The 21330-nt window shown below is 60.0% G+C and carries 20 protein-coding genes; 11 read left to right on the top strand and 9 right to left on the bottom strand.

The window, feature by feature from the left end:
- Positions 1-262: 262 nt before the first annotated feature.
- From H1204_RS42225 to H1204_RS42215, 3 genes are all read left to right on the top strand, one after another.
- Entirely contained in the window at positions 263-1552 is a 1290-nt protein-coding gene (locus tag H1204_RS42225; RefSeq protein WP_180736033.1) for an FAD-binding oxidoreductase, read from the top strand.
- Positions 1553-1566: 14 nt separating this feature from the next.
- The gene (locus H1204_RS42220) at positions 1567-2121 is read left to right on the top strand and encodes an XRE family transcriptional regulator (RefSeq protein WP_180736032.1); all 555 of its coding nucleotides are present in this window, start codon (positions 1567-1569) and stop codon (positions 2119-2121) included.
- 156 nt (positions 2122-2277) lie between these two features.
- The gene (locus H1204_RS42215; RefSeq protein WP_180736031.1) at positions 2278-3624 is read left to right on the top strand and encodes a glutamine synthetase family protein; all 1347 of its coding nucleotides are present in this window, start codon (positions 2278-2280) and stop codon (positions 3622-3624) included.
- Between the two features lie 271 nt (positions 3625-3895).
- Here H1204_RS42215 and H1204_RS42210 read toward each other — a convergent pair whose 3' ends face one another.
- A complete protein-coding gene (locus H1204_RS42210; RefSeq protein WP_180736030.1) occupies positions 3896-4846 on the bottom strand; it encodes a LysR substrate-binding domain-containing protein in 951 nt (316 codons plus the stop codon).
- 140 nt (positions 4847-4986) lie between these two features.
- Between H1204_RS42210 and H1204_RS42205 the strand changes: the two genes are divergently transcribed.
- The 3 genes from H1204_RS42205 to H1204_RS42195 are packed head-to-tail and all read left to right on the top strand — an operon-like array spanning position 4987 to position 9181.
- On the top strand, positions 4987-6417 hold the full coding sequence (locus H1204_RS42205) for a sulfatase-like hydrolase/transferase (protein WP_180736029.1): 1431 nt from the start codon (positions 4987-4989) through the stop codon (positions 6415-6417).
- A 51-nt stretch (positions 6418-6468) separates the two neighbouring features.
- A complete protein-coding gene (locus H1204_RS42200) occupies positions 6469-7770 on the top strand; it encodes an MFS transporter (RefSeq protein WP_180736028.1) in 1302 nt (433 codons plus the stop codon).
- A 19-nt stretch (positions 7771-7789) separates the two neighbouring features.
- A complete protein-coding gene (locus H1204_RS42195; protein ID WP_180736027.1) occupies positions 7790-9181 on the top strand; it encodes an FAD-binding oxidoreductase in 1392 nt (463 codons plus the stop codon).
- A 212-nt stretch (positions 9182-9393) separates the two neighbouring features.
- Here the strand turns inward: H1204_RS42195 and H1204_RS42190 are convergent, their stop codons facing one another.
- The 5 genes from H1204_RS42190 to H1204_RS42170 form a co-directional block, all read right to left on the bottom strand.
- Positions 9394-9840 (bottom strand): GreA/GreB family elongation factor, encoded by a 447-nt coding sequence (locus H1204_RS42190; protein ID WP_243469089.1) that lies wholly within the window; start codon positions 9838-9840, stop codon positions 9394-9396.
- 1551 nt (positions 9841-11391) lie between these two features.
- Positions 11392-11952 carry an alpha/beta hydrolase gene (locus tag H1204_RS42185; RefSeq protein WP_180736026.1) on the bottom strand — a complete coding sequence of 187 codons (561 nt, stop codon included), beginning with the start codon at positions 11950-11952 and terminating at the stop codon, positions 11392-11394.
- A gap of 277 nt (positions 11953-12229) precedes the next feature.
- Entirely contained in the window at positions 12230-13210 is a 981-nt protein-coding gene (locus H1204_RS42180; protein ID WP_180736025.1) for a quinone oxidoreductase, read from the bottom strand.
- A gap of 176 nt (positions 13211-13386) precedes the next feature.
- Complete coding sequence (locus H1204_RS42175) at positions 13387-14445, bottom strand: 3-keto-5-aminohexanoate cleavage protein (protein WP_180736024.1); 1059 nt, start codon at positions 14443-14445, stop codon at positions 13387-13389.
- Positions 14446-14590: 145 nt separating this feature from the next.
- Complete coding sequence (locus H1204_RS42170; protein ID WP_180736023.1) at positions 14591-14863, bottom strand: hypothetical protein; 273 nt, start codon at positions 14861-14863, stop codon at positions 14591-14593.
- A 362-nt stretch (positions 14864-15225) separates the two neighbouring features.
- On the opposite strand from H1204_RS42170, the gene H1204_RS42165 reads away from it, so the two are divergent.
- The 5 genes from H1204_RS42165 to H1204_RS42145 all read left to right on the top strand — a co-directional run bounded on the left by H1204_RS42165 (position 15226) and on the right by H1204_RS42145 (position 19361).
- On the top strand, positions 15226-16347 hold the full coding sequence (locus H1204_RS42165; protein WP_180736022.1) for a porin: 1122 nt from the start codon (positions 15226-15228) through the stop codon (positions 16345-16347).
- An 84-nt stretch (positions 16348-16431) separates the two neighbouring features.
- A complete protein-coding gene (locus tag H1204_RS42160; protein ID WP_180736021.1) occupies positions 16432-16893 on the top strand; it encodes a hypothetical protein in 462 nt (153 codons plus the stop codon).
- Positions 16883-17335 (top strand): hypothetical protein, encoded by a 453-nt coding sequence (locus H1204_RS42155; protein WP_180736020.1) that lies wholly within the window; start codon positions 16883-16885, stop codon positions 17333-17335. The genes H1204_RS42160 and H1204_RS42155 overlap by 11 nt, the downstream gene beginning before the upstream one ends.
- 159 nt (positions 17336-17494) lie before the next feature.
- Complete coding sequence (locus H1204_RS42150) at positions 17495-18337, top strand: TauD/TfdA family dioxygenase (protein ID WP_180736292.1); 843 nt, start codon at positions 17495-17497, stop codon at positions 18335-18337.
- Between the two features lie 265 nt (positions 18338-18602).
- Positions 18603-19361 carry a GntR family transcriptional regulator gene (locus tag H1204_RS42145; RefSeq protein ID WP_318226808.1) on the top strand — a complete coding sequence of 253 codons (759 nt, stop codon included), beginning with the start codon at positions 18603-18605 and terminating at the stop codon, positions 19359-19361.
- A 25-nt stretch (positions 19362-19386) separates the two neighbouring features.
- On the opposite strand, the gene H1204_RS42140 is transcribed toward H1204_RS42145, so the two are convergent.
- The 3 genes from H1204_RS42140 to H1204_RS42130 form a co-directional block, all read right to left on the bottom strand.
- Positions 19387-19551: a hypothetical protein gene (locus H1204_RS42140; protein ID WP_180736018.1), complete on the bottom strand. Its 165-nt coding sequence runs from the start codon at positions 19549-19551 to the stop codon at positions 19387-19389.
- A gap of 267 nt (positions 19552-19818) precedes the next feature.
- Complete coding sequence (locus tag H1204_RS52060) at positions 19819-20403, bottom strand: IS630 family transposase (RefSeq protein WP_243468616.1); 585 nt, start codon at positions 20401-20403, stop codon at positions 19819-19821.
- Positions 20331-20876, bottom strand: a complete 546-nt coding sequence (locus H1204_RS42130) for a winged helix-turn-helix domain-containing protein (RefSeq protein WP_243468474.1) — start codon at positions 20874-20876, stop codon at positions 20331-20333. Before H1204_RS42130 ends, H1204_RS52060 begins: the two co-directional genes overlap by 73 nt.
- Positions 20877-21330: the final 454 nt, after the last annotated feature.

The following is a 21330-nucleotide window of genomic DNA, read 5'->3' as shown; positions in this document are numbered from 1 at the left end:
GGCTGTCGCGGAGCTCCGTGACGGTGCCTTGAGACGGAGGCCCCAACGGGTTGTCACCTGCATAGCCGACGGCCATGCCAATGTGCAGACCCGACCTTCAAGGATCCGCATATCCCACGCTCGCATGCAACGATCGCACTCGTCATACCGCGGCATAGCCCCCCGCTTTGGCGCGGTCCCGGCAATTCCTACACTTGCCGCCATGAAATTTATGCGCTATTTTTTCATGAAATTTAATGCGTGAATTTTCACGAGGACGCCCATGTTCGCGCAGTCTGCCCAGCACGTGACAAGCTACTACGCCAGTACCCTGGCCGCGCCGATTCCGCTGCATCCCGTGCTGGACGGCCGGCTGGATGCGGATGTGCTGGTCGTTGGCGCGGGTTTCAGCGGGCTACATACGGCGCTGCGGCTTGCGTCGGCGGGCAAGCGTGTCATCGTGCTGGAGGCGTGCCGCGTCGCATGGGCGGCGTCGGGCCGCAACGGCGGGCAGGCGTTGCTCGGCTGGTCGTGCGATATGCAACCGCTCGAAGACTCATTGGGTCACGCGCGCGCCCGTGAACTGTGGGACACCATGCGTTGGGCCGCGAGGGAAATCCGGGACCTACCGACACGACACGGATTCGACATCGACTATCGCCCGGGCAGCTTGTGGGCAGCTGTCCGGCCGCGCCGCGTCGCGTTGCTCGATCAGGCGCGAGACGAGGCGGCCGAGCGCTGGGGCTACGATCGCCTGCGTGTCATCAGGCGCGACGAGATGCCGGAATGGATCGGCAGCCGGCGTTATCTGGGCGCGCTCTACGATCCGGAGGCTGGCCACCTGAATCCGCTGAAGTTGGCGCTCGGCCTCGCGCTGGCGACCGGGCGCGCGGGCGGTCGCATCTTTGAGCAGAGCCGTGTGCTCGACTACCGCGAGACGTCATCAGGCTACGTTGCGCGCACCGAGCGGGGCGAAGTTCACGCGGATGTGCTCGTACTCGCGTGCAATGCGTACATCGACCGGTTGGACCCCAAGCTTGCGAGGCGCGTGCTTCCCGTCGGCACGTATCAGGTCGCGACCGAGCCGCTCGATCCCGAGCTCGCGAATTTACTGCTGCCGCGCAACAGTTGTGTGATCGACAATCAGTTCGTGCCCGACTACTTCCGGCGGAGCCCCGACAATCGACTGCTATTCGGCGGCGGCTGCACGTACCTTGGCGGCATTCCGGCCAACATCGCAGAAAGCACGCGGCGGCCACTTGAACGCGCACTCCCGCAGTTGCGCGGCGTGAAGCTCGAGTTCGCGTGGGGCGGGCACCTCGACATCAGCATGCGCCGTACGCCGGACATCGGCTGCCACAGGCAGCGTTACTGGCTTCAGGGTTTTTCAGGGCACGGTGTGCTGCCGACGCTTGCGGGTGCGCGAGCCGTCGCCGATGCGATCCTTGGCAACGATCACCTTCTGTCTCTGTACCAGCGCATCCGCAACCCGCACTTTCCAGGTGGCGAGCGATTCGCCGCGCCCCTCGAAGCGATCGGCAAGGCCTGGTTCCGCTTGCGCGACACACTCTGAACAGGAAACCGATCATGAACGAGCAGGAAGAAATAGAGGGCCTTGCAATCCTGATCCGCGATCTGCGCAAGCATCGCAAGGTCACACTGCGCGAACTGGCCGACAGGATGGGACGCTCCGTGGGCTTTCTGTCGCAAGTCGAGCGCGGGCTGTCGCGCCCCACCGTCGCCGATCTGACCGCGATCTGCGACGCGCTTGACACGCCGCACACCTACTTCTACAGCCTGAGCAAGCCCCGCCCGGTTCCGTGGGTCACGCGTCCCGGAGAACGCCGCACGCTGTATTACGCGGAGGGCATCACCGACGTCCTCGTGTCGCCGACCATGCGTGCGCGGTTTTCGATGCTCGAAAGCCATCTCGCGCCCGGCGCGAGCAGCGGGGAACGTCCCGTCGACGACCGTGACGAACAGGGCGGCTTTGTGCTCGAGGGTGAGCTCACGGTCTGGCTCGACAACGGCGAGCCCGTCACGCTCGGACCGAACGATGCTTTTCAGGTGCCCGCGCATGCCCGGTTCCGCTACGCCAATCTCACCGACCAGCCGACACGGATCATCTGGGTTTTCACCTGAGGTCGCGCGGGGGCATGCGATGTCAGTTTGCCATTCCGCGCGAATCGAATCGTTTCCTGCGCTCATGGTATGGACCGCCGCGTCGCGGAAGTCCGTCATCGGGTTCGTCTGAACGCCTTCACACACTGCCGCTTTCCCACGACGAGGACGAGAACCATGCATTCCGCCGCTTCCGATCTGGTCGCTGAAGTTCGCGCGTTTCGCGCCGCGCATCCTGAGATCCGCTACGTCGACCTGATCTGCCTCGATCTGCCCGGCCACTTCTACGGCAAGCGCTATCCGATCGACTCGCTCGAAAAGGTCGCATCGGGCTCACTGCTGAAGATGCCGCAGAACTGCATCCTGCTCGGCACGCAGGGCGGCCTCTACAAGATCGGCGACTATTGCTTCAACGACGGCGATCCGGACGCGGTGCGCCGCCTGATTCCTGGCACGCTCAAGCCAGTGAGCTGGGAAACGCAGCCACTCGGCCAGATGCTGATCTCCACCGACGGCACCGACGCACCAGTCGAATTCGAGCCGCGCGAAGTACTCGCGCGCGTGCTGACACGTCTCAGGCGACGCGGGATACGGCCCGTGGTCGCGTTCGAGCTCGAGTTTTATCTGTTTGACGCACAACTCAAAGACGGGATACCCAGGTATCCACGCGACCGGTTGAGCGGAGATCCCGACGACCAGCCGAACATGCATATTGAACGGCTCTCTCGCTTCTCCGAGGTGCTGCACGAGATGGTCGACGTCGCGTGCCAGCAAGGGATCGATGCGACGGTGATCATGGCCGAGCTTGGGCCCGGACAGTTCGAGATCAACTTTGGTCATAGCGACGACGCGATGCGCGCCGCCGACTGGTCGGCGATGTTCTGCCGCAGCACGCGCGGGGTCGCGCTGAAACACGGTTATCGCGCGAGCTTCATGGGTAAACCGTATCTGCATGCGCCGGGCAGCGGGATGCACGTGCACGTGAGCCTCTACGACGAGGCGGGCCGCAATCTGCTCGCGCTCGATAACCAGCGTCCGTTGCGTCACGCCGTGGCCGGCTGCCTTGCGCTGCTGCCGCACTGCATGCCTGTGTTCGCACCAAACCACAACGCGTACCGGCGGTACGGCTCGATGGTGAACGCGGCGAGCCGTGCGAGCTGGGGCTTCGAAGATCGCGATGCGTGCATCCGGATTCCCGAGTCCGAACCGACCGATCTGCGAATCGAGCATCGTCTCGCGAGCGCAGACGCGAATCCGTACCTCGTGCTCGCGGCGATCCTGAGCGGCATGGAACACGGCCTCGACGCGGGCATCGAGCCGATCGCGCCACTGAACGAGGATCGCGGCAGCGGAATCGACTTCCCGAAGGACGTGCTATCGGCTGTAGCAGCTATGCAGATTGATCCCGCCGTGCGCGAAGGAATGGGCAGAGAGTTCGTCATGGTGTACTGCGAGAATAAACGGCAGGAGGAACTCGACTTCAGAAACGAAATCGGTGCGCGCGAGTACCGGTGGTACCTGTAACGCGAGGCAGGGGGGCAGGGATCGATCGGAAGTAGCGCGATATGATTGCGGCCACTCATTTTGCGCGGATCTGTTGAGGCACGTTGAATGCAATGACCGAACTGCGGTCTTCGGGAGCCGAAAGCGTTCGGACATTCCGGCGTCGGTTGTCCTCCACAAACCACCTTTGGAGTCCCGAGTTGCGCCAGGTGATGACGTCACATCCATTACAACAGTCCGGACGGTGTCTGGATGCCTCGCGCGATCGTGTGCGCTTTGGAGTTACGAAAGCCTAGTTGAGAAACGCTGTTGCGATTCGCTTTTTAGCTGTCTCGACGCAACTTAGCGCGACGGGCAAAACAGGGTTCGCCGACGTATGGTTGTAGAAGAGTTGAATGGTCTCAAGGAAACGCGTTCCTTCCAATGGAAGGATGACAAGCTTTTCGCGGTTCACACCTTGCCGCGCAAGGGCAAGCGGCATCAGCGCGAGAAAGGGATACGCGGCGATCATCGCTTCGTTCGCCTGCAACGAAATGGATTGCACGCATCCATCGGGAAACTCGAGGCCGTTCTCATGCATCCATGCCTGTAAAGCGAGAAACGTGGGCGCTTCGCGCGGCGGCAGAATCCAGGTCAGGCCTGCGAAATCAGCGGCGCCGATCGTTCGGCGCGCGGCTAGCGGATGATCGCGTCCGCACACCACCACGATCGGATCGACGAGCACGGTATGCGAGGCGAACGCGGTGGCCTCTGCACGAGGAGGACCCGTGCGGCTCAGTACAAAATCGAGCGCGCCGGCGGCCAGCATCGGAAAGAGTCTGTCGCTAGTGGCCTCGTAGAAGCTCACGTTGACGTGCGGCGCGCGCTTTTTCAGCTCGATCACGAGTTCGGGCGCAAACACGGGCATGACCGTCGCCACCGCGCCGACGGAAACCTTTCCCGAGATACCGCTCGTCAGAGCATCGACTTCGAAGCGCGCCTGTTCGAGCTGATGAAACACTTCGCGGGCACGCTTCATCAGTGTCTCGCCGACAGGCGTGAAGAAGAGCCGGTTGCCGACACGCCTCAGCACGGGCACGCCTAACCCTGCTTCCAGTTCTGCGAGCTGTTTCGATACGGCGGGTTGCGTGACGTTTAGCTTCTCGGCGACGAGCCGGATTTGCCCGAGGCTGTCGAACATCGTGAGCAGGCGCAGGTGGCTGAGCTTCAGCCCCGCCTGAAAAAAGCGCTCAATCGGATCCATGTGTGTCGGCGATGTGTGGCAGGCGAATAACTAATCGTTATGCGCTTTTCAAAAAATGTCAATTGCAACTCATGCGTCCTTCGACCACCATGGTTTGCAGGAGACGCGGCACCGCAAGCACGGGCCGCACAGACAACCCGATGAAACCCACCAACGTCCTCTTCATCCTGTCCGACGAGCATCAGCATAATCTGATGGGCTGCGCGGGCCATCCCGTCATCAAGACACCCGCGCTCGACGCGCTCGCGCAGCGCGGCACCCGCTTCAGCAACGCCTACACGCCGTCGCCGATCTGCGTTCCGGCGCGCGCCAGCCTTGCGACGGGACGTTATGTCCACGACGTCCGTTGCTGGGACAACGCGATCGCGTACGACGGCAGTTCGCCGGGCTGGGCGCAGCATCTGTCGGCGAACGGTGTGCTGACAGAATCGATCGGCAAGCTGCACTACAAGTCGGACGCGTCGCCGGTTGGATTTCGCCGGCAGCATCACGCGGTGCATATCCTCGATGGCATCGGCCAGGTGTGGGGCTCGGTGCGCAATCCGATGCCCGAGACGATGGGGCGCTCGCCGTTGTACGACAAGATCGGCCCCGGCACATCCGACTACAACCGATTCGACATGCGCGTCGCCGATACGGCGTGCGGCTGGCTCAGCGAGCATGCCAACGATGATCAGCCGTGGGTGCTGTTTGTCGGCCTCGTCGCGCCGCACTTTCCGCTGGTCGTGCCGCAGGAATTTCTCGATCTCTACGACCCGCGCGAGATCGACCTGCCGCTGCTGCATCCGTCGACGGGGTATGTGCGGCACCCATGGGTCGAGCGTCAGGCGCGGCATATGGATCACGACGCCGCGATCGGCAGCGACGAACGCCGGCGTCTCGCTGTCGCCTGCTATTACGCGCTGGTGTCGTTCCTCGACGCGCAGGTCGGCAAGGTGCTCTCGGCACTGCGCGAGAGCGGACTCGACGATTCGACGATGATCATCTACAGCAGCGATCACGGCGACAACCTCGGCAAGCGCGGCATGTGGAACAAGTGCCTGATGTACCGCGAGTCGACGGGTGTGCCGATGATCGTCGCCGGTCCTGGCATGCCGGTAGGGAAGGTGAGCGAAACGGCCGTGTCACTGGTGGATATCCAGAACACGCTGCTCGAATGCACGGGCTGCGACGCGGCGTTGATTGATGGTCCAGGCGAGTCTCTCGTCGAACTCGCCTGTGCGGAGGACGATCGCGAGCGTCTCGCGTTCAGCGAGTATCACGCGGTTGGATCGGAAAGCGCAGCGTATATGCTCGCGGATAGCCGCTACAAGTATCACCATTATCTCGGCATGAAGCCGGAATTGTTCGATGTAAAGAACGACCCGGAAGAGCTGCGCGATCTTGCGTCGTTGCCCGAATACGCTGACGTTCTGGCGTATTTCGAGCGACAGCTTCGCGCGCTGCTCGATCCCGAAGCCGCCGATGCCGCCGCGAAAGCCGATCAGGACAGACTGGTCGAAGCATTCGGCGGCAGGGAAGCGGCGCTGCGAACAGGCACACCTGCGGCGACGCCCGTGCCGGTTGGATAGCACGCGTCGTGTCACGTAGACAAATAGACAAGAGATGACGGAGACGATTCAATGGCCTCAGCAGACATCGCGGCGGTTCCACGCCAGCCAGCGATCAGGCAGAAATGGAAGACGGTGATACTCGCGAGCCTCGGTGGCTCCCTGGAGATTTACGACTTCATCATTTACGGCATCTTCGCGCGCGAAATCTCACGGCAATTCTTTCCCGCCACCGATCCGCTCGCATCATTGATCAGCACGTTCAGCGTGTTCGCCATCGGCTATGTGTCTCGGCCGTTGGGCGGCATCGTGCTGAGCAGTCTCGGCGACCGCTTCGGGCGGCGCGTGATCTTTCTTGTATCTGTACTCGCGATGTCGGCGGCGACGATCGGCATCGGGCTGATTCCGGGTTACGCATCGATTGGCGTGATGGCGCCGGTTATGCTGGTTCTGCTGCGTCTCACTCAAGGCTTCTTTCTGGCGGGCGAATTGCCGTGTTCGATCACTTACGTGGTCGAGGAGATTCCCGCGCGCGCAAGCCTCGTCAGCGGGCTCGTGATTTTCTGCCTGAATTCCGGCGTGTTGACGGCGACGCTGATCAGTCTCGCGCTGCATTCGCTGCTGAGCGCCGCCGATGTGCTCACGTACGGCTGGCGCATTGCCTTTATTTTCGGTGGCGTGATCGGCCTCGTGTCGTACTGGCTGCGCACATCGCTGGAAGAGTCGAATGAGTATCAGCGGCTAAAGAGCCACAAGGTCAAGCGCCCCTTCAGGAAAGTGCTGACCGATTATCCGAAGCAGGTCTTGATCGGTGTCGGCGTGGCAGGGATCGTGAATGCATCGAACAGCCTGCTTTTCGTGGTGCTGCCGTCGTACCTGACGACTGTGCTGCACTACGCCCCCACGGCAGTCAGCGCCGGGCAGAATCTCGGTATCGCGACGATGTCGGCCTCGTTGCTGCTTTTCGCGTGGCTCGGTGATTCGGTGCCTTCGCGGCATTGGCATCGCATCGGATCAGTCGTGATGCTGCTCGGCAGCTATCCGTTTTATCGGCTCGTGGCCGCGCATGAGGTCGACCCGCTGTTCGCGTTCTTGGTAATCGGTGTCGTCGGTGGCTTCGTGAACGGCGCGTACGCGTATCTGCTTGCCGATCTCTTTCCGACCAACGTGCGCTTCAGCGGCATCGCGCTATCGCTCAACCTCGCGACCGTGATCTTCACAGGCATTACACCGCTGGTCGTCACGCAACTGCTGCATCACACCGGTGCATTGACGGCGCCCGGCATCTTCCTGACGGGTGTCGCGCTGATCGCGTTGATTGCGGGTATGTTCGTGGGCCGCTTCGGCGGACAGATCGAACGCGTGACGAACTGAACCGGGACATCTCAACGACATGTTCGAACACGATACCGACACGCTCTATATCGAGCTTGTAGAAACACTGGGTAAGGATTGTGTTTCACTCGACGAGTCCGTTGCCGAAGCGCACGCGGGCGACTGGAGCGACGCGCCGCGCATGCCGCCACGAATGACTTTGCTGCCGCGCACGCCTGAGGACGTTGCATGTGCGTTGCGCGTGCTGGGTAAGCACCAACAACCCGTCGTCGTACAGGGCGGATTGACGGGACTCGCGGGCGGTGCGACGCCGCAGGCGGGTGAAGTGGCGCTGTCACTGGCGCGGGTCAACGCAATCGAATCGTTCGACAGGATTGGCGGAACGCTTACCGTGCAGGCCGGCGTGCCGCTCGAGCAGTTGCAGACATTCGTCGAAGCGGAAGGCTGGTTCTTTCCGCTCGATCTCGGCGCGCGCGGCACCTGCCAGATCGGCGGCAATGCGGCGACGAACGCGGGCGGCAACCGGGTGATCCGGTTCGGCACGATGCGCGATCTGATTCTTGGCCTCGAAGTCGCGCTACCCGACGGCACGATGTTGTCGATGATGAATCGCGTCACGAAGAATACGACGGGTATCGATCTCAAGCAGCTATTTATCGGCTCAGAAGGCACGCTGGGCGTGATCACGCGGATCGTGCTGAAGCTGGAGCCGAAACCTTCTGTGGCGAACACGGCACTGTGCGCGGCCGCTTCGTTCGACGATGCAACGCGGCTTCTGAAATACCTTCGCGCGCGGCTTGCGAGCCTCTCTTCGTTCGAACTGATGTGGCAGGACTTCATCAGCGCAGCGATGGACATCGCGCATCTGAAGGCGCCGTTCAGCGAGTCCTACCCGGTGTACGTGCTGATCGAAACGTTGGGCGAATCGGATGAAGACGACCGGCGAGCACTCGAACAGTCGCTCGAACGGATGCTCGAGGACGGCATCGTTCAGGACGTGATCATTGCGCAAACCATCGAGCACGCGAAGCAATTGTGGGCGTACCGCGAGACGGTAGGCGAATTGCTGTCGAGGCTGAAGCCTCACGCTGCGTTCGACATCGGCATACCGATGGATCAGATGAACGGCTTTGTCGAGGATGCGCGCACGGCATTGAGCGAACGCTTCCCGCAGCAGACGCATCTGTTCTTCGGCCATCTTGGCGATGGGAATCTGCATCTGCTCTCCGGTCCGTATGCGGACGCTGTCGACCTGGTAAGAGTCGAAGAACTGATCTATGCGGACGTGAATGAGGCGCAAGGCTGCATTTCCGCAGAGCACGGCATTGGCGTGATCAAGCAGCCGTTTTTGCATTACAGCCGCTCAGCGTCCGAACTCGACCTCATGCAAAAGCTCAAGGCTTTGCTGGATCCGGCTGGGATACTCAACGTGGGACGTGTCATGAAGTGACTTCTGGAAGCCACGCCAATATCGCGACAATCGGGTTCTCTCAACGTCTCTTGTACCTAAAAAAGAGACGTTAAGCCGAACGGGCGTCGAGCGGCCGATGTGGGTCGGTTTGGTCTGTTCTCCGTCGGCCCGGGGGCGGCGATTTCAGCCGGTCGCTGCCCGATGATTGCAACTGCCCGGCTACCCCCCGAGTCGGATGATAGCCAAAGGGGTCATTGAGCGAAGTGGCGGCTCTCCGGTTGCAGCAGTATCGCTTTGATAACGTAACGGATCTGCACGCCGCTCGGTGGTCGGCACACTACGGTCTGCCCACATCGCGCACCCAAAAGTGAAATGCCGGCAGGCGACAGCACCGACAGATGTCCCGTCCGATAGTCCGCCATGTCGGGATAAACCAGCGTCCAGCGATGTGTGTCCGCACTGTCGAGTGCCGCGCATTCAATCATCGTGTTCATCGTGACGACGTCAGGCGGTATCTGCTCGGGGGCGACAAGAAAAGCGGTGGCCTCAATCGTCTCCACCATCGCTCGCTGCTGCGGTGTCGCCGTTGGCAGAATGATGCACGCTTTCAGTTGAGCCAGATCGCTTTCGGACACGATGCGCTCATTTTCCGCATGCGTCTTCATATCGGTGAGAGAACAGGTTTGGGGGAACAGCACGATTGCCTCCGGCAAGAATAAAGATTACATATGTCTGAGCAGCGGCTGTCATCCCATATCTCCAGCCAGGACTCATCGAGAAAGATCAGCCGTGTGGTCGTGCCCGATCGATGCACGCAGCGCACGACATCCCGGTTCACGAACGCGCCGGGACGCTCATCCGAAAAGACCACCTGCATCAGTGGGGCCAGGCGCCGGGTGACTTCGGCAAAGCTCGCGTACGTCGAAGGCTTCGCGGCACCAAGCCAGTAGAGTCGTGCTGCTGTCGGGTTGCCTGCGTCACGCAGCACAAAGCGAAGAGGCCGCGCGACTGACAGTGAGGTGAGCGTTTGCATGATGACTACTCCCCGCTTCCGCGAGCGGTGTCAGGTCTGCCGTCCATGATGTCGGTACCCATGGCTCGCTCCACCACTTTATGCAGTCGGTGATCGACCCATAGCCTTCCCCATCGTGTCGCATACGCTAGCGCCTCCGCCGCCGTGTAGAAATAGTCCAGGGCGCGAAATCTACATGATGAGGATTCCGACTGTTCAATAACAAGGTCGGCGGCGTATAGACTGGTGTTCGCAGGCCGCGCATGGACTGAAAGGCGGTAGCCCTTATATGTCGAGCAGTAACTCAATGCGGCAACGTGTCGTGCCTGCGGCGCAGGCCCTGCATATCTGCAGGCCGATTTGCGAACTCGATCGCGAGTGTCTTCCCGGCTTGAACAGCCTGCAATGGATGCTTTGCTTGCGTTCTCATGGCTTCCCAGTTCTCCAGCACGTGGTTAGCCCCCGCCGCAATCGCAGCGCGGCAGCAGGCCGCGCGTTAGCAGCGCGACGGGAGGCTGTTGGACGCGACACACGACTGCGCGTTGCTGCGCGACTGCCTCGCCTGCCACGAAAGGCGCGAAACAATGGCGTCGTGTGCCGTCAGGTCTGGTAGGAGGCCCGGCTCTTCGCTCTTATTCGAAGCGCCGGGCGAAGGGAAGTGCTGACTTGTCCGCGGGAAGAACGCGGCTCCGTGTGCGTTTCACAGTCCCCGGGTCTCGATGCCCGCACGTCTCCGCTTCGGGAAGGCCCCGAGAACGGAAACACACCAGGACAGGAAGACTCAGGAAGAAATGCACTTTTATGGCCTCAATTGGGTCGCTCGTAGGCGACGGAGGATGTAGACAGCCTCATTAAAGCCCGATTGTCAGGAGTTTGCAAGCTTTGATTCGACTGCTCAATCACCGCTCAGCGTATCCGGCGGCGACTTCCGTTTGCGCGCTTCATCGTCTCTGCCAGATCAGCTTGCAACGATTTGGCCTTGAACGACAGTTGCGAAAACAAAGTTTTCACAACAGTTCCCCATCAATAAGTCACTGAGCTGCCTCGGACCCTATCGTTGCGGCTACGACAGGCTGAGAGGCTGAACGGATCGATCCGAGTCGGATGCATGAGGCACAGTTCGGCCAGAAAGTGCTGTTCGTCGATTGTCTCGATCAGACGCTCAAACGTCGGTTCAGCTCCAAAAGCGGCCGCCTGACGAAGTATGTGCGAGCGCCTTGACCGTCACGTTAGCGCCTTAACTCAGTTCGTCGACGAACTCCAAAGCACGCGGCCATTCCCCGAACCCCGACAGGGGATTGAGGTGGCCGACAGCGCCCACGTCAACCATACGGCTGCCCCACGCATTCGCCATCTGTGCGACCCTTCCGATCCGCGCAAGAGGGTCGTTCGTGCTGGCTGCAATGATGCTCGGAAACGGCAGCCGCATCTGTGGAATTGGCAACCAGCCGTGCCGACTCAAGACGTCCATCGTCGGATAACCGTCTGGAAGGGGCGACTCGAAATCGGGCGGCACCGCGAGCAACGCGCCCCTGACCTCACGCTGATGACGCTGCGCCCAATGTACCGTTGTGATCACACCGGCACTGTGTGACACAAGCACCACAGGTCCAGTGATACTGGCAAGCTCCTGATCGAGTGCTTCGATCCTCGCCGCACAACTGAGCTTGTCGTGTTCCAGCGGCGGCACGACGCGCGCATTGGGCAGCTTGCGCGCAAGAATCGTTTGCCAGTGGTCCTCGACATGGTCCCGCAAGCCGGGAACTATCAGGACGGTTGGTGGTGGTGAAGATGTCATTGGCCAGGTTCTGTAAATATCAATCGAATGTAAGGTGGTCGCACGCTTCGGTGAGGCGTGCTCAGGTCCTTCGCCACATGAACGCATCTGGCTAAGTGAAATGAAAACTCGAGGAGCAGAATGCGGCGCGTAGTTTGGATCGTTTTTTCGGCGAGGCAGCCGCTTGCCGGGAAATGCACTCCCGGCAGCGGAGCCTGATCACGTCGCACGCGAGTTGAGTCGGCTGTGCTCTGCAAGGCAGGTCAGCGTGATCGCTGGCGCCCAGGAACTCACACGCTCAAATCAGGAAAATGGAGGAGCCCGTTGTTTTTCGGGCCTCCAGGTCCCGATGCGCCTGCACCGCATCCTGTAGGGCATACCGTTGATTGATCTCGACGCTGATGCGGCCTTCAGCTACGTGGCCGAACAACTCATCGACCAGTTCGGCCTTTTCGGCAGGATCGGCGATGTAGTCGGCCAGGCCCGGTCGGGTCAGGTACAGTGAGCCTTTGCGTGCCAGAATTTGCGGATCGAACGGCGGGATCGTGCCGGAAGCGGTGCCGACGCAGACCATCAGGCCGCGGCGCTTGAGCGAGTCAAGCGAGGACATGAAGGTGGCCTTGCCCACGCTGTCGAAGACCACCGACACGCCGACTCCGTCAGTCAGTTCGCGCACGCGCTTCGCAACATCCTCATGGCTGTAGTTGATCGTGTGATCGCAACCGTGGGCGCGTGCTACTTCGGCTTTGGCGTCGGTCGAAACCGTGCCGATCACGGTGAGGCCAAGCATTTTGGCCCACTGCGAGACGATTAGTCCGACGCCGCCTGCTGCGGCGTGAAGCAGTACGGCATCGCCCGCCTTGAAAGGGTAGATCCGGCGTACCAGATAGGCGGCGGACAAGCCTCGCATGGTCATGGCGGCTGCCGTCTCGCAACTGATGGCCTCTGGCAGCTTGATCAGCAGCGCGGCAGAAATCAGCCGTTCGGTGCTGTAGGCGCCCAGCGTATTGATGAAGCCTGTGTAGGTCACACGGTCGCCGACCGCCAGATGGGTCACGCCGGCACCAATGGCCTCGACCACACCGGCAGCCTCGTTGCCGAGGCCGCTAGGAAGCGGAACCGTGTAGGTTCCTCCGCGGAAGTAGGTGTCGGCAAAGTTGAGACCTACGGCCACGTGCCGTACGCGCACTTCTCCCGGTCCCGGGTCCCCAACTTCAGCGTCCTCAAAACGAAGGACTTCCGGGCCTCCCGTTTCGTAGAATCTAACGATTTTTGCCATATTGTCTCCTGTAATGGCGTAATCGCCGCAGTCACCTGCGGCTCGCAAGGCCTTATGGCGTCACCCGCGCCAGAAAAATTCCGCTCAATGTGGGGGCAGTTCTTGCATCAGTACTAGTCCGTTCTGGACGATCTGGATGATGCATACGGCGAATGGTATTAATACGCCCAGCAGCTTCAGTCCGGCTTGCGCAGGAATCCCTGGTTTCCGCCATTACGGTTAGGCGCGAAACCATTGGCCTGAAGCGTCTCTTCCGCGGTGTCGTAGAAGACGCCAATCTTGCAGATTTCTCGTGCCTGCTTCGCCGTCGCGATCGGGCGACCGAATTCGCCGGCGATACGCACGAGTTGCTTGATCTGCTCCACCGAACTCATCTTGCCCGTGCGGGTCTGGTTCCACAGCACATCTTCAATGCCGCACCGCACATGCAGACCCAATGCCATACCAATCATGTTGATGGGCAGCACATTGAGCACCGAACTTTCCACGGTGACGACGGCACCGTCAGGTACGGCACGCAACATGTTGGCCAGGTTGTAGATGTTCGCCTGATCCATGCCGCCGCTAATGGCCACCCAGTTCATCACCAGCGGCCCCTTGTAGACGCCGCGGCGAATCAGACGCTCAATCGTTTCAAAGCTGTTGATGTTGTAGACCTGGAACTCACTCTGGATACCGGCGGCGCTCAGGCGTCGGATGTGCTCCTCGATAAAGCTGGGATTCGAAGGCACGATCATGTCCTTGTAGGTCCCATAGAGTTGAGGGAATCCGCGCGATACGCCTTTGAAGTCGTCGATGCCAGCGTGCTCCGTCACGTTCATCTGCGTTGTGTTGACGGTCACTGTCACCTGATCGGGTTTTGGATCGAGTTCAGCCAGCATGTGTCGGGTATCGTCGGAAAGCCATTTGGCGGCTGCGCCGTCAGATTCGGGCGCGAAGCTGATGGAGCCGCCCACCTGGATGATCATTTCCGGAACCGCCTTGCGCACCCCGGCGATCAGCTCATTGAACATGGACAGGCGCTTGCTGCCCTTGCCATCGGGCTCGCGCACATGCAGGTGCAGCACTGTGGCGCCTGCTTCGTAGCAGTCCACGGCCTTCTGGATCTGCTCCTCCATGGTGATGGGGATGTCTTCCGGAAAATCTGAGGGAATCCAGCCCGGCGCATAGGGAGCGGCGGTGATGACCAGTGGCTGCTGGTTTTCGGGATACAGATGACCGTCAAGGAAGTTCATGTTGTTGCATCTCCAGGTTGGAATATGAAGGTCGAGGATGTGGCCGCTGTCGGCTGAATATCTGAGGCGGCCAGTTAGTGGTCTTGTCCGGCACCACATCCGGCTTTACATGCCATGCGCCGACTGCGGCTTCTCATGGCAACGATCACGCTCCGGTCGCTAGATTCGTTTCTGTCGGGCATAACGGCGGAGCCTTGTTCAGTTCGATATCCAGATCGTCACGTGGGATTTCGCTCGACGCGATGTGATGGTGGGCCGGCACCACGATGCCGACCATGCACCCGTAGCACAGGGCTTCGTGAGGCACGGGCGCAAGGTTGCTGGGTGGCGTGAATGCGGAAGCGAGCCGCGCTGCGATTCGCCGGGCGGCGTGAACCTCTTTCACCAATCTCTGGGCAATCGACAGTCTCGACAACATCGGACTTCCTCCGTTCACTGACTTCGCTCCGGTCGCAGCAACGACGAAGCCATTGTGTTTCGGAGTGTAGTCTCGAACATCATTAATGTCGACATAAATATATGTAGTATTTTCACCTGGTGCGTTTCCGGCGCCTCGGTATAAATATTAATGTCGACAACAACAAGATTGAGTGTGACGTGTTTGTCGGTGATCTGGTCACCCAGTCGGCGTCTTCGATCGACGGCAGCGTCGCCTTCGCCGCGTCTCGGGGGCAACCAATGGCTGTCGTCCGGTGGATGAAGTGCAAGTGCGTCAGCCACCCCTTGCCGGTGCCAGTCACCGGCGGCTCGCAGGCTTAACTGAAGTTAAGAGGAGACAAGGTGAAGAAATCAGGAGTTGTGTTGTTACTGGCAGCATCCATCACGTCCACGCCGGTATTCGCTCAGAGTTCCGTTGTGCTGTATGGCATCGTGGATACCGGTGTCGAGTTCATCACTCACGCTACCCCAACGGGTGGCTCGCTTGCGCGAATGCCGGTCATCGGAGGCGGAGACGTACCCTCGCGATGGGGGGTGAAAGGTGCGGAAGATCTGGGCGGTGGCCTGAAGGCGATCTTTACGTTGGAAAGCGGCTTTGCCGCTTCGAATGGAACGATGTTGCAGAGCAATCGCCTGTTCGGTAGACAGGCTTACGTTGGTTTAAGCAACGCATGGGGGCAACTTACGCTCGGTCGCCAGTACAGCATGCAAACGTGGGGAATGATCGATGCAAACATCATGGGCGCCGCGGGAATAGGTGGTGTTGGTTCGCTTGACAGCGCCTTGCTGTCGGATCGCTTCGATAACTCCGTGGCCTATATGGGCAGATTTGCTGGGCTTACAGTGGGAGCGAGCTATTCCTTTGGCCGGGATGCATCGGCCGCGGGGAACTGCGCCGGTCAGACAGGAAACGATTTTCTCGCCTGCCGCGGGCTTTCCGCGATGCTCAAATATGACGCTAACTCGTGGGGCGTTGCCGCGACGTACGAAGAGTTGCGAGGCGGTCCGGGCTCCGCGCCGATCGCGGTCGTTCCAGGCGCGCCAGGTGTCGGATTTACCAAATCCGCAGACACGGACCGTCGCTATCAGCTGAATGCTCATTTGACCACCGGGCCCGTGCGCTTCGGCGTTGGCTGGATACACCGGCTCCTTCACGGCGACACCCGGTCCGCCAGGACAGATATCGAATATTTGGGCGCATCACTGCTATATGGAGCCTGGGTTTTCGATGCTCAGGTTTCACATGTCGGTAATAGCGGAGACGACGCAAACGGCACGCTCGGTGTAGTCCGGGTGAATTACGACTTCAGCAAACGTACCGCAGTATACGGCGTGGTTGGGTATATGAAGAACAATGGCAAGGGAGCCATCTACTCCGTCTCCGCAGGGACTGCCGTTCCTGCCGCGCCATTTCCCGGGTCGAATCAGATTGGTCTTGAAATGGGTATCCGTCATAACTTCTGATGAGCGAAGCACGTTAGTCTGGCCAGATGTGCGTGACCGCGAGGTGGTGGCCCAGAGACTCGTGCGCGTACGAGGGGAGCCTGCATGAAGGTCGTTTCTCATATCGACAAGGTGCGCCGAATGGCTGCGCTTCGCGAGCGCCTCGATCCGTTGGGGGACTTCGAATTGTGGTTCTGGTCCACGTTGACCGCGGGCATGAACGTATTCAATGCAGCGCTTCACATCATCGGTCTGACCCGCGACGACCCTGTCTTTTCAACCATCCCCGGCGTGCACGTTGTCAGGCAACCGGATGGCAGCTACGCCCGAGAACTGCGAGGGCCGGGTGATGTAAGTCATGTCGGTTGGCCGGAAATCGAAGGGGACATACCGCCGCTGATCCGGCAGCTCGAAGACGCCCTGTATTCGATCGAGCACCATCGTGACCCATGCATTCGCGGCGATCGAGTGCCGACGCAAGCGATCGTTGACGAGTGTGAAGAGGCCTTTGCGCGAATCATGGCTGTATTCGAACGCGTGTTAGTGGGCACCCAATATGAAAGCTGAGAATCACCGGCGCAAGGCGGAAAACATCGAGAACTCGCTGAAGCTTCTTCGTGAAGTCGACTGGGAAATGAAAATCGAGGCGGCGATGCTGGCTGGGACGCACTGGGCAAACTACACGCTACATCGTAGCGGACTCTCCTCGGACAGTGAGGACATCGTTCATAACTCGATGTTGGTCGTCAACATGCTCCGCAAGTATTCCCTCGCCGAAGGCGAATTGCTTGGCGCGTTAACTGAAATCGAAGAGCTTCGCCCGTTCTATGTACGCGGCGACTTACCGGACGGTTCGCGCGCCGCGGAGCGTGCACTTGCAATGCTGAATTCGATTCGCGCGCTTGCCTGCCGTTCGCGATCACCGCTCTGTAGAAGGGTGTCATCGCGCGAAGGTTGCCGGGCTCGCGACGATCGACGCATCTCGCAAAGCAATGTGTCCGGAAATTGATAAATTAATGTCGACATAAATAGAGGCAGCTGCTATCTTGTAAAGACAGGCAGACAGGATTTTCCATGGTCGCGCTCCGCAGAGTCGTGGAGCGGGTCCCGCGCAAACCGTCGTGGGCTGCCGGAACAATCATCGAATACCAAGGAGATATCGTTCATGATCAAAGTGGAGAGGCTGACCGCGTGCATTGGTGCCGAAGTGTCTGGCGTGAGCTTGGGAGACGCATCTCGAGATGCGTCTCTGTTCGAAGACATCAAGGGCCTGCTGCTCAAACACAGGGTTCTCTTCTTCCGGGACCAGGATATTTCTCGCGCCGAACATGTCGCCTTTGCACGCCGTTTCGGCAAACTCGAAGACCACCCAGTGGCTGGAAGCGATCCCGAGCACCCGGGCCTTGTGCAGATCTATCGATCGGACGCAAAGAATCCGTACGAGAACAACTATCACTCGGACGGGCTTTGGCGGCCGAACCCGTCCATGGGTGCCGTGCTTCGCTGCGTCGAGTCACCAGAGGTTGGGGGCGATACGATCTGGGTCAACATGGTCGAGGCCTATAGGCAATTGCCTGACGACATCAAAAAACGCATCGCGGGCCTGCGGGCAAAGAGCAGTATTGAACACTCCTTCGGCGCTGCAATGGATCCGGAGGAACGAAGAAAGCTTGCGGTGCAAAATCCGGAGGTGGAACATCCCGTCGTGCGCACGCACCCGGAGACTGGCGAGAAGATTCTCTACGTCGGAAGCTTCACCACGCATTTCGTCAACTACCACACGGTTGAGAATGTCCGTTACGGTCTGGACAAGACGCCCGGCGCAAGTCTTTTGTTGAGCTATCTGCAAAGCCAGGCATCGATCCCCGAGTACCAGGTACGTTTCCGATGGAAGCCGAATAGTGTTGCTGTCTGGGACAACCGATCGACGCAGCACTATGCGGTAATGGATTACTGGCCGGCGCCGCGTAAGATGGAGCGAGCCGGAATCGAAGGTGACATACCTTACTAACCGGCTGCCGCGAGTCAGGTGCGTGCCTGCACCTGACTGGGTGTCGTGCCACCCGGATCCGGGAGCCCCGGCGTGACGGTGCGTCGTCGGCGGGAGACCGGTTCCTCACGATTGCGACCGGATTCTTGTCGACATTACAATGCCGAAGACTATAATGTCTAAGCGTTAAATTCGACAAAAACTCGTTTCCACCTACGCCATGGCCCGTAATAAAACGCAAAACCTTCCCGATCTTTCCGCGCTCCTTACGCCCAGGAATTCACTGATGCTGGCGGTCGAGCGGGCGGTCCTGCGTGGACACGAATGGGCGTACGCGTCGGCGCCGATTGCCGAGCAGATCGCCGTCCGGTTAGCTGGCGTTATCACGCTCGACCTGGTGAAAGCGGGGCAGCGTCTGCTGGAGAAGGATATCAGCGAGGTATTGCACGTCAGCCGTGCTCCAGTGCGTGAGGCGATGCGTATTCTGGAGCGCGATCGCCTCGTCGAGTTTCAGGCCCGGCGTGGAGCAATCGTAACTGCGCCTGACGAAGACGAACTTCGAGACATATTTCGTGTGCGCAGCGTGCTTTACATCACGATGCTGGAGCAGGTGGCGCGCGAGTGCCCTGTCGAACTCGAAGCGTTGTTCGACACGCATATGCCCAGGCTGGTTAAAGCGGCTGAGGAATCGGCGGACGCATACGCTGTGGAAAGTTTCCTTCTGAATTTCGCGACGGTCAGTTTGTGCAACAACCGGCTTCTTGTCGATGTCCTGCACTCTATTTCATTGCGAACGCTGCGCTATGTGCGGCTAGGATTCGTGGCCGCACCGCAAGCGATTCGCGCGTCGTTAAAAGACTGGCGCGCGCTGCAGAAGGCCGCAAGCAAGCGGGACAGCGAACTGCTGCTTTCTCTCGCAGCCTCGCGATTGGACGAGGCGAAGGATGTGGCCATTCGCGCACTCGCTGCAAACGCGACCGACGTCCGCCGCGCGCGTTCTCCAAAGGCGGCTCAATCCAAAGTAGCGGCCGCCTCCGTGGAATGAGTCGTTCTCCCTGCGCCCGGCATGCCTAAGTCACGCGCGCGCAGGATCCCGTCTGGCGAAGCGCCGCCTTGAATTTTTCCATCGTCGACAGCGCAGCAATCGTACCCGCGAGGTTGATCTGGTTGAGCGCTGCGTCTCCTGCGTGGAGATGAGTCGGCGCGCAAAGTCCTGTCGACCGATCCAGTTTCATTCCCGGCAATTTCTGCTCGCGCCTAGGCTGGGTACGCCGTTCAAATTTCGAGCCCCTCGCCTTGCTACGCCCAACAATGGTTCGCACAACGATAGTGTTCAGTGCGGTTGTCGGCTCTTCAGGCCCGACGCGGCGCATCAACTAGAAAATACACTCTTGTCAGACTGTGCATCCTCCTTGGATCACACCCGCACAGTTGATCATTGATGCGGTTACTGATTCAAAGCACACCCAGTTTCGAGTTCATCCCGGTACCTAATTCTATTTCTAATTCAACAGTGAATTAATGATCCAAGGCCACGCGACGATGGAGCGAACCCGTTGATGGTCCAGCTCAAGGTCGCGAAGCGAGTCACACAGATGGTGTTCGAGCGCGTCGATGCTGTCGAAGACACGGTTGTGAAAGGACTTTTCCCGCAGATCGTCCCAGAGATGTTCAACTGGATTGAGCTCAGGCGAGTACGGCGGGAGCGTGAGCAGGCGCAGATTGTGGGCCAGCCTGAGCGAAGCACTCTGATGCCACCCGGCGCCATCGAGGACCATCACGATTCGGTCGTCGGGATGACGCGCGCAGACCTCATCGAGAAACAGCTGCATGCAGGCGCCATTGACGTGCGGCAGGATCAGCGAGTCGAGTGCGCCATCAGTCACGGAGACGGCGGCATAAGCGTACGTGTACTCCTGCGTCACCATCGCCTGACACAGCGGGCGAGTGGGTTTGGGGCACCAGCAACGCCGCGTGTCGGAGATGCGACCGAAGCGCGCTTCGTCCTGAAACATCAGGCGGATCGCCCCTTGGCCCGGCCACGCGCGCTCGATTTCGAGGATGACGTCGGGGAGTTTTTTTTCCAGGCGTCCTGGGCGGCCACATCGGCCTGGGGGTGTCGCTTGTCGGGTGCCAGCTTGCGCCAGCCATGACGGTGTAGCAGGTTGTAGGCGGAAGCCAGGGCAACCTTGCGCCCAAGTCGTTCGTCCAGCGCCTGCTTGATCTCGCCCACCACCAGGATGCCGCCCGCACTGGCCTTCTCGAAGAAGGGCGCAAGAAAGGCCGCCTCTTCTTCTCGCGTCATATTCTCCCGGCGGCGACCACCTGGCGTGGGGCGGTCGACCTCAGGCAGCCCGCCCGCCAGGATGAAGCGCCGGCGCAACTGACAGGCCCAGCCGACCGACACGCCAATCGCTTGCGCGGTCTGCGCGAGCGTCAGCCCGAATTCCAGCGGTAACAGTACTGCTTGTGCCTGCCGCAATTCATCTACCGTCCTGGCCTCGACCACGAGCCGCTTCGCCCTTTCGAGAACTTCACCACCACTCGCTTGACGAACCATCGCACATCCCTCAACACAAGAAAGGTGCGCTTATTATTTCACTATTGAATTAGAAATGGAATAACACGGAGCATCCGTCATTCCCGCTCAGGGTTTGCGCCAACGCGCGAGGTTCTGCTACCGGGTACAGCACTGGGAGTGAGACGAGTTTCGTAATTAATGTCGTCAAAAATAAAACTCGGTGCTATCCTGAGTCCGAGTGATTGCAGTGTGATCGGTGAGTGCCGACTTTCCCGAAGACTACTCTCCTGGTGGAGGAGTCAGGCAAGTCAACTTCACTGTCACGACAACAGTCATCAAGATGCCGAACCTGGTATTCAGGTCCGAAGCACGCACGGTGACACAAAGAATGCATCCGGCGTAGCTGACGGCAAGCAGGAAACATCGAATTTGTGAATCATCGGAGGAGACAGAATTGAACATGTATACGAGCGACGCAATGCCGACTGAGCCA

Origin of the sequence: Paraburkholderia sp. PGU19 (genome assembly GCF_013426915.1) — a bacterium.
In the GTDB taxonomy this organism is placed as follows: Bacteria; Pseudomonadota; Gammaproteobacteria; order Burkholderiales; family Burkholderiaceae; genus Paraburkholderia.
Note: the sequence above shows the minus strand (reverse complement) of the source record. Positions and strands in the feature narration are given on the sequence as shown.

What these genes read in the sequence shown, in the direction of transcription:
- H1204_RS42225 (WP_180736033.1), top strand. Translation starts at nt 263, where the DNA reads ATGTTCGCGCAGTCTGCCCAGCACGTGACAAGCTACTACGCCAGTACC.
- H1204_RS42220 (WP_180736032.1), top strand. Translation starts at nt 1,567, where the DNA reads ATGAACGAGCAGGAAGAAATAGAGGGCCTTGCAATCCTGATCCGCGAT.
- H1204_RS42215 (WP_180736031.1), top strand. Translation starts at nt 2,278, where the DNA reads ATGCATTCCGCCGCTTCCGATCTGGTCGCTGAAGTTCGCGCGTTTCGC.
- H1204_RS42210 (WP_180736030.1), bottom strand. Translation starts at nt 4,846, where the DNA reads ATGGATCCGATTGAGCGCTTTTTTCAGGCGGGGCTGAAGCTCAGCCAC.
- H1204_RS42205 (WP_180736029.1), top strand. Translation starts at nt 4,987, where the DNA reads ATGAAACCCACCAACGTCCTCTTCATCCTGTCCGACGAGCATCAGCAT.
- H1204_RS42200 (WP_180736028.1), top strand. Translation starts at nt 6,469, where the DNA reads ATGGCCTCAGCAGACATCGCGGCGGTTCCACGCCAGCCAGCGATCAGG.
- H1204_RS42195 (WP_180736027.1), top strand. Translation starts at nt 7,790, where the DNA reads ATGTTCGAACACGATACCGACACGCTCTATATCGAGCTTGTAGAAACA.
- H1204_RS42185 (WP_180736026.1), bottom strand. Translation starts at nt 11,952, where the DNA reads ATGACATCTTCACCACCACCAACCGTCCTGATAGTTCCCGGCTTGCGG.
- H1204_RS42180 (WP_180736025.1), bottom strand. Translation starts at nt 13,210, where the DNA reads ATGGCAAAAATCGTTAGATTCTACGAAACGGGAGGCCCGGAAGTCCTT.
- H1204_RS42175 (WP_180736024.1), bottom strand. Translation starts at nt 14,445, where the DNA reads ATGAACTTCCTTGACGGTCATCTGTATCCCGAAAACCAGCAGCCACTG.
- H1204_RS42170 (WP_180736023.1), bottom strand. Translation starts at nt 14,863, where the DNA reads ATGTTGTCGAGACTGTCGATTGCCCAGAGATTGGTGAAAGAGGTTCAC.
- H1204_RS42160 (WP_180736021.1), top strand. Translation starts at nt 16,432, where the DNA reads ATGAAGGTCGTTTCTCATATCGACAAGGTGCGCCGAATGGCTGCGCTT.
- H1204_RS42155 (WP_180736020.1), top strand. Translation starts at nt 16,883, where the DNA reads ATGAAAGCTGAGAATCACCGGCGCAAGGCGGAAAACATCGAGAACTCG.
- H1204_RS42145 (WP_318226808.1), top strand. Translation starts at nt 18,603, where the DNA reads ATGCTGGCGGTCGAGCGGGCGGTCCTGCGTGGACACGAATGGGCGTAC.
- H1204_RS42140 (WP_180736018.1), bottom strand. Translation starts at nt 19,551, where the DNA reads ATGAAACTGGATCGGTCGACAGGACTTTGCGCGCCGACTCATCTCCAC.
- H1204_RS42130 (WP_243468474.1), bottom strand. Translation starts at nt 20,876, where the DNA reads ATGGTTCGTCAAGCGAGTGGTGGTGAAGTTCTCGAAAGGGCGAAGCGG.